Genomic DNA, 14,438 nt, shown 5'->3' with positions numbered 1-14,438 from the left:
TAATAGTTAGTTAAACAAGAAGTGAATCCCATTTCCTTTCGATACAACGGAATATTTGTCGTTGCCGGAAGCTTATATAGAGCGGCTGGTATTGCAAAAAAGAATCCGGGCCGTCCATGATGGGAAGTACGTATATAATTACATTTAGACAAAACTATGTTAGTCCCTTTAATAACTTTTGAACACATTCATGTGTATGGGTTTTTAAAGGGATTTTTTTTTATCTTTTTTTAGAGAAGAGTAGTATAACCAGTTACAGAATTTATTCTAAAGTCTCAACTTCCTTAGATAAAAAAGAACACATTAAAATAAGACTGAAAATTACAAAAACAAAGGATTTTATTATAAATACATTTTTTTTTTATATCTGTATGATGAAGAAAGTCTCTTAACAGGTTTTTTTATAATGGGTAATTGATGGGAAGTGAGTTTGTAAATGTACATTTCGTTTGTCAATTGTCATTAAAATTATGGGAGGTATTAAATTGGACAAAAAAAATCTATTGGGTTCATTGTTAAAGTACTTGTGAGCCTAGTTTTTTTACGAAAAAAACCAAGGGAAACAGCAATACGATGTTTGGTATAAAATCAAGTTTATCTACTTCTCTAATGGGTGATAAAAGTGAATTAGAAAATAGGAGGAATCATTATGAAAAGGGTGTTAGGAATACTCATAGCAATCATCCTTTTTGCAAGCACCATTAACATATCTATGAATGTTCGTGCTGCAGATCCAACTATGGATGGTCACGGATTGCTGGGTGAATTCTTTAAAGTTGAAAAAAACCCTGATAATCGAAGTGATATTAATGTATTTAACTTCAATGATAAGCGAGGAGAAAGAGCCGTTGCAAATTTAAATGGTGATTCTTTTATCGACATTTTTAATGAATTTTCAGGAACACCCGATTATAATACTGCTCGTTTTACAGGTACCATAGTACCAGAATTTACAGAAGATTATACCTTCTCTATGGAGGGCGATGATGGATTCAGACTCTGGATTAACGGAGAATTGATTATAGACTTTTGGAAGCAAGAATGGGAGAAAGAACAAGTTAGTACTCCAGTTTCTTTGGAAGCAGGAAAACATTATGATATCAAAGTTGAATATTTACAAGGATGGGGCGGTTCTTGGCTTCGTATGAAATGGGAAAGTGCAAGTCAGGGTAAAGAAGTCGTGCCAGAATCAGCACTTTTCATGCCGATAGAGAAAATTATTACAACTAAAAAAGGTGAATTGACAGCAGAAGTTCAAAAGATAGATTATTTATTAGAAAATTTTGCAGATAAAGTAAAAGAAAGCGCTTTAAAAGACTTAAATGCAACAAAAATAACTGCAGAAGAATTGCTTAACACGATTGATGATCAAGAGGTTAGTGATCGCAAAAGGTCAGAATTATTAATAGAGGAAGCCGAGACCGTATCGATTGCTCGTTCCGATTTTATGAAAGAAATGGGAGTCACAAGTTCTTCTGTTTCTGACAAATTTAACAACCCATTATATCAAGGACAGGACCCGTTTGTAACTTATAAAGACGGATTTTATTACTTTGTATCTTCTAGTAACTTAGACTCTAACAATAAAGTTTATGTATCCAAATCGCGTACCCTGACAGACCAAGGGGAAAAGGTAATGGTATATGATTCCCAAGGAACACAAACTCGTATTTTTGCTCCAGAAATCTTCTTCTTTGATGGCAAATGGTATATTTATTACTGTGCTGACTTAAAAGAATACGGTTACAAACATATGGGAACGGTTTTGGAATCGGTTACCGATGACCCACAAGGGGAATATGAAGATAAAGGTGCCTTATATTTAGGTGAAAATGGTGAGTATAAACAAGCAAACGATTTAACGGTATTTGACTATAATGGACAACTATATGCTGTATGGGGTACCTTAGGCTTCGGAGAACCGATCGGGCCGGCAATTGCTCCAATGGATAACCCTTATACGATTACAGCAGATCGCTCTTTCTTACCAGGTGGCGGCGGGGAAGGTCCTCGTGTATTACAAAAGGATGGAAAAGTATTTATCACAATGTCAGAAGGTAACTTTGCAGGAAATGATTATCGTTTATCTTATTTTACGAATACAGATGGGGATATCTTAAACCCAGATTCTTGGACCCGTACAAATGATGTTTTCGTTGCTACCAGTGATGTATCTGGTCCTGCCAGAGCAGGTTTTGTAAAATCAGCAGATGGTTTGGAAGATTGGATGATTTATCATTCACGTGTATATCAAGATACTGAAATTAACGGGTGGCGCCAAGTTAATCTAAAGAAATTCGGTTGGAATGAAGATGGAACACCTAATTTTGGCGAACCTGTTTCTCCATATGAATGGCAAGAATTGCCTTCAGGTGATTTAGGACAAGGTGATATGTATCAAGCAGAAGATGCAATTCACTATGGTGCTATTACAAAAGACAATAGCCATGCAAATTATCAAGGAACTGGTTATATTAACTTGCCAAAAGAACCTGGTGCTGAAGCAAGTTTTGTCGTAAATACAGAAGAAGCTGGTGATCATATCGTAGGTATGAGATATGCCTATGGTGTACAAGTGGATGGGGAATCTACAAATAGACCTAGGACACAATTGCCTGCAAGAGCAAAAATCAATGTATATGTAAATGGTAAACATGTAAAGACAATTACACCTGATAAAACAGCAATCAGCTGGGATGAATGGTTTACGGCTTCTGAACGTTTGGGCTTAAAAGCAGGTAAAAACGTAATTAGTTATCGTATTGATAATGGTAGTATTGGTAATGTGAATTTGGACCATTTAACTATGTATAAAGCAGATGTACCAAATCCAATTGCTCCAACAGTAACTGCAACGAATTTAACTATGGACTCAAAAGCATTCGTAAATGTAGGAGAAACGTTGCGATTGAATGCAACTGTAGAGCCAGCAAATTATACAAATACAATCAATTGGACATCCGACAATACAGAGGTTGCAGTTGTAAATTCGAAAGGTGTGGTAACTGGAAAAGCAGTAGGAACCGCTACTATTAAAGCAACCATCGATGGTCATGAAGTATCTAGTGTCGTAACTGTTCAAAAACCATCGACTGGTACTTCCCTAGAGATCATGGGCAAAGATGGAGCTGCGGAAATTCGTACAAAAGGTGGAACACTTCAATTAACAGCGGAAGTTCTACCGAATAATGCGACTGATAAGTCAGTAACATGGTCGATCGAAAGCGGAGAAGAAGTCGCTAGTGTATCCGAAACAGGCCTAGTAACTGCAAAAGAAAAGGGTACTGTAGTTGTAAAAGCCACATTGGTAAGTAACCCTGAAATAACTGATACTTATACAGTAAAGGTTGTAGGACTAGATTCTGTTACCTTAGAGGCGAAGCAATCGACACTGTTCCGGACCGAGACGACAGACTTAAATATCAGCGGCAAATATAGTAATGGGGAAGCAGCTGATTTAAACGAAGCAACAATTGAGTATGTGAGCAACAACGAGGAAGTTATTTCGGTAGCGGATGGAGTCATCACTGCTCATGATCCAGGAACAGCAATCGTCTATGTAAAGGTTAGCTTGAATGGTTATACCGTTACCTCGAATCTGTTGACGGTAGTGGTTACAACGAGTATTGAATCGATTGAACAACTTGTTGGTAGGTATGCGGATGATGGTGCAATCGATCATCCATTAGCAAGCCAATTAAGCAAGCATCTAGACCAAGCCAAACATCAACTCGATAAAGGCCACGACAAGCAAGCAGTCAAGAAACTGAACGACTTCCTGAAACATTTAAACAACAAGGGAATGGACAAATTTATTGAGGATGATGTAAAGGAAAATCTGAATGCTGATGCGAATGCTTTACTAAAAACATGGGAAGAGAATTTGTATCATAGATAAACGAGAAAAGAAGAAATAAAGTAACTCCTACTTAAAATAAGCTATAATTGGCTCTATAATGATAATAGTCGGAGTGACGAAATAAGTGTATTTAACAATGAATGATGCTCCTGCTTTAGCGTCAGCCACTGTAGGAATTGCGATGGGAGGAGCAGGAACCGATACAGCTCTTGAAACAGCTGATATTGCCCTGATGGGTGATGATCTGAGAAAACTTCCGTTTACTGTAAAACTTAGTCGAAAAGCATTGAATTCATTAAACAAAACATCAGCTTTTCGATTGGGATTAAGCTACTCGCTCTTGTATTGGTAATCCCAGGTTGGTTAACACTTTGGATTGCGATATTTGCTGATATGGGAGCGACTCTGTTGGTCACTCTCATAGTTTTCGGCTACTCAAGGTCAAAGATTAAGAGTGAAAAATAAGGACTTCTCACAATTGTGAGGGGTCCTTATTAATTTTCTGTAAGTACTAGCAGGAGTGGTGGGATATTTTGACAGGTAATCCAAGTGAATATAAATCTACAAGACTCTAGTTATTAAATAATTTGTTTTTCGGAGGTTAGTTGATTTTAGAATATGAAAAAAGTAGTAGTAAATAAGGTGTATTCATACAAAAAAGGACCGAGCATGGTCCTTTTCTTTTCCTCTGGTTACATATCGGTGAGATAACCATTCATGAAAACGCTCTTTGAAAAAACCAAACCAGTCCAAAAGCTAAAATAGCTACCAGCTGCTATTACCACTCCAATTGCCCCGAGTCCACCTGTCAAAAATCCTGAAACCAGACCTGTTCGACGTCCATAGCGTTGAGAAAGCCTTCCCACTATGAAAGCAGCTAAAGCTGACCCTAATGTAAATAAAGCAGCTGGTAGTCCTGTTACTGCATCTGTTCCAATCATTTGCTGTGCAAGTAGTGCACCTACAGTAATTCCAGCGGCTAATCCAGCCCCACCAAAGATTTGTGATATACTCACAATGATTAGTGTCCGCTTGTATAACCTTTTTAGTTCTTCTTGAGAAATGTCGTAACTATGGTTCAATTCATACGTATTACCCGACATGGTTAAATACCTTAGTTTGAAAATTCATTTTCAAATCCCACAGGTTGTTTTTAATGTTCTACTTTATTGGCGTGGTGCAAACAACATCACTGAAACCCCCACTAAGCAAATTCCTGCACCTATCCAATCGTAAAAATCAGGAGTTTTTTTATCAATACTCCATCCCCATAGTACAGAAAGGACGATAAACACCCCGCCATAGGCGGCATAAACTCTACCGAATGATGGGAACGTTTGAAATGTGGCAATAACTCCATATAAAGCTAAGGATACACCTCCAAGGATACCCCACAAAAACGGTTTAGCCTCTCTAAGCCATAGCCAAATCAAATAACCCCCGCCAATTTCAGCTATTCCCGCAAGTATAAACAAGACAATTGCATAAAAAATTATAATCACTTCCTAAAACACTTTTTTAATGACACTTTCATTTAGACGAGGCCTTATTACCGAATGTGGTTTGCATAAGGATCGTATATTCCCGTAATCAATAAAATACTTAATGATAGCATTATTGATCCTGCTAGTAATAAACCATTGCCAACAATCTTACCGTTCTTTTTGCGTGAAAGTATACCCGAAATAATAAAAATGATTCCAATAGGGAGTAACAGAAGTCCCAATCCAATATTCAAGTTATTTCACTCCTTTTAGAGCTAAAGTAAATGAATCCCCAATCTATATCCCAGCTAACTTCAATGCGTCCTTCTAAATCATCACCAACGGAGATAAGGGAGGACGAAATTACAGCTGATTAGTGATGAATTCAGCGTCCTCCCCGACCCCCAGAAGAAGTGCAGAGCCTCTCTTGTGCTGCCAAGGCTGTCCAAGGAAGTATAATCCTTTGATATTCGTCATTCCTCGGTTATGTATTGGATTGCCTGTTTTATCACAAACTGTAGGGATTTGAATCCAATCATAATTGGAGGAAAAGCCTGTTGCCCATATCACATTTTGTACCTCAAGCTCATGTTGATCTCGAAATTGAATGATGTTTCCAATACAATCTTTCGTTCTGGGATGAAGGGTGATCTTCTTTTCATTCAAAAATTGCTTTAAGTTGTATCCGAAAATCGGATCTCCTTTACTTCTTATTTTTCTACCTATAAAGGAATTTCTCTTCGCTTTTAATATCCCCATGCGATCAAACCACCAGAATATGCTATGTCCTAAAAAGGATAATGGTAAATATCGAATGTTTTCGCTTACAGATAAGTGCACTTCTTTTGTTTTGGTGAGTTCCACTGCAATTTGTGCACCTGAATTTCCTCCGCCGATCACAAGAACGTTCCCATCTTTTAATTGTGAAGGGTTATGATAATCAGAGGAATGAAGCTGACACACATCTTTTGATAGTTTCTTAGAGATCAGAGGGATAGCGGGTGTCTGAAAGGGGCCTGTCGCTACGATGACTTCTTTCGTATGCAAGGTACCTTTGCTGCTTTCAATGGAAAAAGTCTCTCCTTCTTTTCTAAGAGATAAGACTTCTGTTTCCAATTGAATCGGTAAATCAAATGTATAAGCATACTGTTCAAGATAATCGGCTACCTCGTCTTTGGATGGCAATCCGTTTAGGTTTCCACCCATTTTCAAGCCAGGTAGGGAACTATAAGATCGTGGTGTAAATAAAATTAGGGAATCATAACGATATCTCCACACATCCCCAACCCTTTTTCCTTGATCAAGGATTAGAAATCGTTTGCTTGTTTTGGAAAGTTGGTATCCCATCGATAAACCAGCTTGACCAACTCCAATAATAATCACATCGAAATTCATAATATTCCCTCTTTCATATGGGTATATATTCATACTCTCAAAGAAATCCCTTCCCGTCTATTACTTTCAGATCCTCTAAATAATTTCAGAAATGAAAATGGAATTTCCTGAATCTGAATATAAAGGCGAGTTTGTTTTTATGATAATTGGAAAGAAACGAGAAAAGAAGATTTAAAGTAACTCTGCTAAAATAAGCTATAATAGGCTCTATCAATATGGAGTAGGAGTGACGAAATAAGTGTATTTAACAATAGAAGAAACGGCTGATTATTTATCGGTATCTGTACCATATGTGGCGAATTTAATTTCACAAGGAAAAATACGAGTTTTGTATGACAGTGAGGGTGTAGTATTGGTCTACAAGGAACAGTTCAAGACACATTTTGAACAGCTCGAGAAATATAAAATGTTAGTAAGGGAACTGGCGGATGAACCAATCCCAGAAGATCTAGATGTAAAGGATGAAGATTAAGTTCTACCGACCGAAAAAATAAAAACATAACGAATCTATTTATTAAGGGATGGCAGTCAAAGGACTGTCATCTTTTTTAAAGCTTTGATAAGAATCCAACCTTTTTATGAAATGTACAGTGGATCTTGCCAGATGTCCCCCCGGTTCTCTTCCGCACGATAAAATTCTTTTCTCCATTAACGTTTCTTATTCAGTATTCAGGGTAAATAATTAAATGAAAAATATGGATTTATATGAAAAGTATGGTTTAAGAAATTTATAATTTAATCGTATATTAATATTTTTGCAATATATTAATATTAAGTTCAGAAAATGTAAACTGTTTGAAATAACTGAAGGGAAATAGTTTGTTAAAATAATATGTTAGTGATTATAAAATTTTTCAAGAAAATGAATGTGTTACTTCTTTTCTTATTGCATAAACATTACTTTCAAATCTTTTTTACGGCGGAGGACAAAGATGAATTTAGAAAATACGTTGATTACTAAGAAGTTTCATGAAACATTGTTGGAAGATGATAACTCGGCCAATCCCATTCAATTGCTTGGCGAAGATTTCTTAGAGGAACAGAAGAAAGAGGATAAGGAACTATCGCCTATTCGATTTGCGCAAGGCGAGGTTTATTTTGCTCTTAAAGATTATGAGACTGCTATTTTTAAATGGAATAATGTCACGGGAGAATTAGAACCTTGGGCTAAAAAGAATACGGCTGACGCTTATTATGAGCTGGGCAACTTGCCTGCGGCTGAAGAAACATATAAGTCGACTGCGGCTGAAAGCCTGGTTCTGAAGTCAGAGGTGACCTTGCAGCTATTTTCCTTATACATAGAAGAGGAAAAGTTTGACCTTGCCTCCCGTACAATTAAGGACGCGATTTCCTTCTACCCTGATTATCCCAATGTTACAGATATAGGGCGTTCCTTTTTTGAAGAAAAGCAGGATTACAGCAGTGCCGTAGATTTGGCGGTAAACGAGAGTATTCGCACAGAATCACTGCAATGGTTCGATGTTTTGCAGGATTATGTGGATAAAGGCTTTACACAAGAAATGCCTCCGGATTATTTCACTGAGCTGCTGCGAACGATTTACAGAGTGGATCAAGCCCGGTTTGAGAGGCTTGTACTATCGCTTTGGGACGTTTATAAAAAGCAAAAAGCCTATTTTTCTTGGTTGACATCCATCAATCGCTTCTTTTCGGAAGTGGAAGTCGGACCTTACGACACATTTCATGGACTGTCTGCTGCTTATAAAGATACGTACCTTGAATTGCTGCACAAGAAGTATTTCGTAACAGAATTACAGAAAATTGTTCCACAGCTGCTCTCGAATTGGCTGAAGCTTGCGGATCAATCTCATGCTCTGTTTGCATCTGCGGCCGTGTTGTCCTGGAGCGAAATATTCCCCGAAAGCATTCATTCACTGTCTGTGAGTGATGCGGAAAATCTGCTGTTGAATTCCAAAAATCATAGCGATTTATTAGCGGAAAGCAGTGCTTTGTTCCAAGACATCTCAGAATGGGCTGAACAGAACCAATTGGAAACCGGCGTTAAAAACAAATGGATGATCCGTGAACTTATGGATTTACAAACACAGCGCCTGCTAATTGCAGGGACAGGCGGATCAGGGAAATCATCATTTCTGAATAACGTGCTCGGTGAGGAGATTGTCAGGGACGGAGCCTCGGCCTTTATCATCGTAAAGGACAGTGAACATACGGAAATTACAGAGATTGCCGATAGCGAACTTAAATCGGTTCCGGATCTTGAAAGCATAGCCTTAAATCGACGCCAAAGAGAGTCGCTGTTTGAAGTTAAATTCCCGTCAGCTTTTTTACAGAAACGTGGGCTGTCGTTCATTGATACTCCTGGCCTGAACGGAAGCCAGCCGGTAAGGAATGAGGTCTTCAACCTGTTGCATGCTGCCGACGGCCTCATCTTTGTACTCGATGCGAACGCACCGTTTACCGAGAGGGAGCGGGATATGCTTCTTGATATAAAAAGGCATTCGCCGTACATGCAAGTCCATTTTCTGTTAAATAAGATCGATAAAATCAATCATGAAGAAGACGCAATTCGAATCCTTGAAGATACGACTGAAAGAATCCAATCATATTTTCCTCACTCCAAGGTATTTGCGTTTTCCGCTCATTATAACACCGACAAGCAGCTGAGCGATTTAGCTGAATTTCTAACGCTGAACTTCCATGCGAGCTTGGAAGAAGAACGGGCTGAAAAGCTTTTGTATTTTATCCGTAAAACCTTGACTTCACTGTTGGAAAGACGGCTGGACATGGAAAATAAATTGGTCGAATCCATCAACTGGAATGAGGAAATGACCGTCAAGCTAAACGGTGCCATTAATCAGGTCAATGATTTAGAGAAAGAAAAGACGAAGGATATTAAAACCAAGTACCGCCTGCTTAAAGAAGGCGTGAAAAACGATCTGTCTTCCAATATTCCCGAGATCCTGCGCGGGTGCTCTGAACTGCTCCAGGAAGACAGCGACTTCCGCAGGATCCATATTGACTTGAACGAAGTCATGAATGAGAGGATTCGGGAGTATATAGACCATACCGTCCTGCCGAAGTTCCATTCGTCCCTTCAGGAATGGATTTCGGATTCACAAGAGGAATTTAGCCAGAGTCAATATTATCTGGAAGAAATGAGCAATGGTTTTAATGCGATGTATGGGGACGAGAGGATGCAATTGGAATGCGACTTTAAGGTGCTCGACGATTGGCGCCGTGATGCCGATCGCATGACGAGCGGGCTAATTATTGATGATGTCAATATTCTGATGCGTCATACTCCTTCGCAATTGCTGCTAAAGAGTGCCGGCAAGTTGTTTGGTGGCTTTTCGCAAAATAAAACCGCGCTGTATACAAGATATAAAAAGTTTCTCGAGACTGAGGACTATGATGATGTGGCAGCATCCATCACGCGTAAATTCCTTTCCCAGTTCGAGCTGTTTGAAAAATCGCTGGACCGGGATATTGCATTTTTCTTTAGAAACCCATTAAATATATTGAATCGAGCGGTTGAACAGTCCCATTTGGAGATCGATGATAATAAGGTAGCACTCGATAAAATGAGAGAAAATCCTGAAATATACCGTGATCCAATTACACTGTTTGAAGTGCAGCTTCGCCAATATGAATGGATGTTGAACGCCGGGAAATAAAAAAGTTGAGACAGGCGCCTAATTAGGTGGCCTGTTTTTTGTTTTAAATGCTGTATATTCGTCTATTTCTCTAATAGAAAAAGGTATTTCAAATGATTTATCGAAGTAATATGTCAACGCGTTTTATTCTTGTTAGGAGGAAAGCACATGTCTGAAAATTATCCAATTCTACAAGGTGCCGAGCCTTTTTACTTTGCGGGAAATAAGGTTGGAATCTTGGTCATCCATGGCTTCACGGGGTCTACCCAGAGTATGCGTCCGCTTGGAGAAGCGTATGCAAAGGCCGGCTATACGGTATGCGGACCAAGGCTTAAGGGACATGGAACTCATTACGAGGATATGGAAGGGACGAGTTATCACGACTGGATTGCTTCTGTAGAAGAAGGCTTTCAATGGTTGAAGCAACGATGTGATACCATTTTTGTGACCGGCCTATCAATGGGGGGCACCTTAACTTTATACTTAGCGGAAAATCATCCAGACATAAAAGCTGTCATACCAATTAACGCGGCCATTGATATTCCGAATATGGCAGCGGTGCAGCACTCTGATGTAAGGTACTTGGATGCAATCGGTTCAGACATAAAAAATCCGGATAGTAAAGAGCTTGCATATGAAAAGACACCGATACGATCCGTAAAGGAAATTGTTAAATTAATGAGCGGGGTAAAGGAAAACCTCGATAAAATAGGCTGTCCGGCATTGATCTTTGTTTCAAAGGAAGACCATGTGGTACCGCCAAGCAACTCCCAGGAAATTTATGATGAAATTTCTTCTGAGACAAAGCAACTCTATGATTTAGAAAACAGCTACCATGTTGCGACACTCGATAATGATCAATCTTTCATTATCGAAAAAACTTTGAAATTCATTAAGGAAATATAATGATTTGTAATCTTTTTTAGTGCGATTATTCATCATAATGAAATAATATAAAAATCAGAAGATTAGTATTAAGGCAATTAGGTGTCAATTTTTCTTTCTCTCTAAATTAAAAGGTGATATAATATTTTTACTATTTAAAAATACCGAATTATTAAAAGAATGTATGCGTTATGCATGAGGGGGATATTTATGAAAAAAGTATCATTATTACTGATGGCTATGTTATTTGCCGTTATATTAGCTGCTTGCGGTTCAGAAGAGACAGGCAGTGGCGCAAATGGGGATTCTGGATCAGATAAAAAGACATTAAGAGTCGTAACAGATGCCAATTATTCTCCGTTTGAGTATATGGATGGAGATAAAATTGTCGGATTTGACGTCGATTTTGTTAATGCTGTGGCAAAAGAAGCCGGTTATGAAGTGAAGATTGAAAATGTTGGCTGGGATCCTTTATTCCTGGAAGTGAAGAATAAAAGCGCAGACTTTGGTATGTCTGCGATTACGATAGATAATGATCGGAAACAAACGTATGATTTCTCTGTTCCTTACTTCTTATCAACTAATAAGATCTTAGTGCCAGAAAACAGCGATATCAAATCAGCTGAAGACCTTAAAGGTAAAACCGTGTCAGTACAGAATGCAACCACCGGACAGAAATCTGCTGAAAAATTACTAGGGAAAAACAACAAAAATATCATAAAATTTGAAAATAACAATCTAGCAATTATGGAGCTTACCAGCGGTGGAGCGGATGCGGTCGTTGCTGATAATACAGTCATTGAAGAATATGCGAAGAATAATCCGAAACAAAAATTAAAAGTAATTGAAGATACAGGGGCTTTTGAATCAGAATTTTACGGGCTGATGTTCCCTAAAGATAGCAAAGTCAAGGCTGACTTCGATAAGGCTACCAAAAAGATTATTGAGAACGGCAAGTATGCTGAGATCTATAAGAAGTGGTTCAAAGTTGATCCCGATTTAGAGACATTAAAAGAACAACAATAGAAAAAAGATAAATTGCGTAGCCCTCCAAGTAGTGTTACGCAATTTTTAACAGAGTAGAAAGTATAACTTTTTAACTTAGAGAAGTGTCTAGCTACAGCGCCTAGCCCCGACGCACAGGACGTGCTAGTGCCGACGTTGTCACAGGACGTGACGGATGTTAGCCGATGATCCTTACTAGATTTCCTGCGCGGTTTGTCTTATGCTTGTCGGACTTGCACAGGATGTGCTGACGTCGCGTTTGCCACCGGACGAGGCAGTTCTTAGTTGACGTTCCTTGGTTGTTGAACGCTTACGCTTTTCTTATAATAAGGAGAAAATAAGATGGATTTTCGCTTTGATATTATCATGGAATATGCTCCATACCTGGTGAAGGGGACCTTGCTGACAATTGGGCTTTCTTTAGCAGGAATTGCAATTGGTACCGTGCTTGGTTTGCTGATTGGATTAGGAAAAATGATGCAAAATAAGTTTTTAGCGTTTCCTTTTGAAATATACATAACCATTTTTCGTGGTACCCCATTACTGGTACAGCTCTTGTTAATACATTTTGCAGTTGTACCGTTTTTCATCGACAGTACGAATGGAGTCCTCGCGTCTATTATCACGCTCTCACTTAATGCCGCCGCCTACATCGCCGAGATTTTTCGTGCAGGGATATTATCGATTGATAAAGGGCAGATGGAAGGAGCCCGTTCGCTTGGAATGAATCATCTACAAGCGATGAGATATATTATTTTGCCGCAGGCGTCAAAGAGAATGATTCCGCCGCTCGGAAATGAATTCATCGTATTAGTGAAAGAATCTTCACTCGCTTCCATTGTAGCCGCACCGGAACTTATGTACTGGGGAAAGGCCATGCAAGGACAATATTTCCGCGTCTGGGAGCCGTACTTGACTGCTGCAGTGATTTACTTGCTATTAACAATTACATTAAGCTTCTTATTAACTCGCTTGGAAAGAAGGCTGGCAACTGAATGATAAGGGTAGAGAAACTTAAGAAGACATTTGGAAGTAATGAAGTTTTAAAGGATATTAATATTACGATTCAGCCTCAAGAAGTAGTCGTTGTAATCGGGCCTTCCGGTTCAGGTAAATCCACCTTGTTGAGATGCATTAACCTGCTTGAATCGATTACAGAAGGGCATGTTTACATAGAAGGAAAAGATATTACCGATAAAAAAACGGATATCAATAAAATTAGGGAAGATGTAGGGATGGTATTTCAGCAATTCAACCTATTCCCGCACAAAACAGTCATCGAAAACATCATGCTCTCTCCTTTGAAAGTGAAAAAAGTAAAACCTGAACAGGCTAGGGAAAAGGGAATGGCTTTGCTTCGGAAGGTCGGGCTTGAGGAGAAAGCGAATGTTTATCCCGATTCTCTGTCAGGAGGGCAAAAACAGCGTGTCGCGATCGCAAGGGCACTGGCGATGGAACCGAAGATTATGCTGTTCGATGAGCCGACATCCGCGCTTGATCCGGAAATGGTCGGTGAAGTTCTTGAAGTCATGAAGCAGCTTGCCAAGGAAGGCATGACGATGGTCGTCGTAACCCATGAGATGGGCTTTGCCCGTGAAGTGGGAGACAGGGTCTTCTTTATGGATGGCGGTTATATTGTTGAAGAGAATGTCCCGAAAGAGTTATTTGAAAATCCGCAGCAGGAAAGAACCAAGGCGTTCCTGAGCAAAATTTTATAGAATCGGTTCATTTTTTTATTTAAACGATAGATTAAATTTTCACTGCAAAAAGAGACACCATTTGAGTGTCTCTTTTTCTTTCAATGAAGCTAGCAAACACTTAAGTGAACTTTTGTATCTCTTCATCTTGCTGCAGTTCATCTTCTCCTAATATCCCCATTTCTATAACGTGGTTCCTAGCCACCTCATCCCCCAGTTGATAAATGATAGCGTATATTTTCTTAAGCGCATCATCATATCGATGGTTAGCAGGATCTTTATGATATTCAATATAAGGGATTTGGGCACGTACATATGATTGCATATCGGCGTCATAGCTTTCGGTTAAAAGCGTCTTTAGTTCGTGAAGCTCTTCATCGGTTGCTTCTATTTTAAAGCTTGGATTTTCTTCAATAGCAGGACGGCTCAATACATCACCGCTGACAAGATCCACATAATAGGTTTGCTTCATCGATTTCAT

Annotated in this window: 10 protein-coding genes and 2 pseudogenes; 8 read left to right on the top strand and 4 right to left on the bottom strand. The window is 38.9% G+C overall.

All coding sequences use genetic code 11. From position 1 onward, the window contains the following. Positions 1 to 649 precede the first annotated feature (649 nt). Positions 650 to 3,898 carry a family 43 glycosylhydrolase gene (locus tag LQ216_RS07715; protein ID WP_230128568.1) on the top strand — a complete coding sequence of 1,083 codons (3,249 nt, stop codon included), beginning with the start codon at positions 650 to 652 and terminating at the stop codon, positions 3,896 to 3,898. 100 nt (positions 3,899 to 3,998) lie between these two features. After that, a pseudogene (locus tag LQ216_RS07710) lies at positions 3,999 to 4,311 on the top strand (heavy metal translocating P-type ATPase); the annotation flags it as partial. A gap of 318 nt (positions 4,312 to 4,629) precedes the next feature. Here LQ216_RS07710 and LQ216_RS07705 read toward each other — a convergent pair. From LQ216_RS07705 to LQ216_RS07695, 3 genes and pseudogenes are all read right to left on the bottom strand, one after another. After that, positions 4,630 to 4,962 (bottom strand): annotated as a pseudogene (locus LQ216_RS07705) (MFS transporter); the annotation flags it as partial. A 63-nt stretch (positions 4,963 to 5,025) separates the two neighbouring features. After that, positions 5,026 to 5,352 (bottom strand): YnfA family protein, encoded by a 327-nt coding sequence (locus tag LQ216_RS07700; RefSeq protein ID WP_230128812.1) that lies wholly within the window; start codon positions 5,350 to 5,352, stop codon positions 5,026 to 5,028. 354 nt (positions 5,353 to 5,706) lie between these two features. Then, positions 5,707 to 6,738 (bottom strand): NAD(P)/FAD-dependent oxidoreductase, encoded by a 1,032-nt coding sequence (locus LQ216_RS07695; RefSeq protein WP_230128567.1) that lies wholly within the window; start codon positions 6,736 to 6,738, stop codon positions 5,707 to 5,709. A 238-nt stretch (positions 6,739 to 6,976) separates the two neighbouring features. Between LQ216_RS07695 and LQ216_RS07690 the strand changes: the two genes are divergently transcribed. The 6 genes from LQ216_RS07690 to LQ216_RS07665 all read left to right on the top strand — a co-directional run bounded on the left by LQ216_RS07690 (position 6,977) and on the right by LQ216_RS07665 (position 13,978). After that, entirely contained in the window at positions 6,977 to 7,210 is a 234-nt protein-coding gene (locus LQ216_RS07690; protein WP_230128565.1) for an excisionase family DNA-binding protein, read from the top strand. A 460-nt stretch (positions 7,211 to 7,670) separates the two neighbouring features. Further along, the gene (locus tag LQ216_RS07685) at positions 7,671 to 10,391 is read left to right on the top strand and encodes a dynamin family protein (protein WP_230128563.1); all 2,721 of its coding nucleotides are present in this window, start codon (positions 7,671 to 7,673) and stop codon (positions 10,389 to 10,391) included. A 147-nt stretch (positions 10,392 to 10,538) separates the two neighbouring features. Then, positions 10,539 to 11,276: an alpha/beta fold hydrolase gene (locus tag LQ216_RS07680; protein WP_230128561.1), complete on the top strand. Its 738-nt coding sequence runs from the start codon at positions 10,539 to 10,541 to the stop codon at positions 11,274 to 11,276. Positions 11,277 to 11,465: 189 nt separating this feature from the next. Continuing rightward, positions 11,466 to 12,281, top strand: coding sequence for a basic amino acid ABC transporter substrate-binding protein (locus LQ216_RS07675; protein ID WP_230128559.1), 816 nt, complete (start codon positions 11,466 to 11,468; stop codon positions 12,279 to 12,281). A gap of 321 nt (positions 12,282 to 12,602) precedes the next feature. Continuing rightward, entirely contained in the window at positions 12,603 to 13,259 is a 657-nt protein-coding gene (locus tag LQ216_RS07670) for an amino acid ABC transporter permease (RefSeq protein WP_230128557.1), read from the top strand. Continuing rightward, positions 13,256 to 13,978: an amino acid ABC transporter ATP-binding protein gene (locus LQ216_RS07665; RefSeq protein ID WP_230128555.1), complete on the top strand. Its 723-nt coding sequence runs from the start codon at positions 13,256 to 13,258 to the stop codon at positions 13,976 to 13,978. The genes LQ216_RS07670 and LQ216_RS07665 overlap by 4 nt, the downstream gene beginning before the upstream one ends. A 100-nt stretch (positions 13,979 to 14,078) precedes the next feature. Here the strand turns inward: LQ216_RS07665 and LQ216_RS07660 are convergent, their stop codons facing one another. Then, entirely contained in the window at positions 14,079 to 14,438 is a 360-nt protein-coding gene (locus tag LQ216_RS07660; protein ID WP_230128553.1) for a hydrolase, read from the bottom strand.

It is taken from the genome of Bacillus sp. CECT 9360 (genome assembly GCF_918741275.1).
GTDB lineage: Bacteria > Bacillota > Bacilli > Bacillales > DSM-1321 > Peribacillus.
This window is presented reverse-complemented; position numbering and strand designations above follow the sequence as displayed.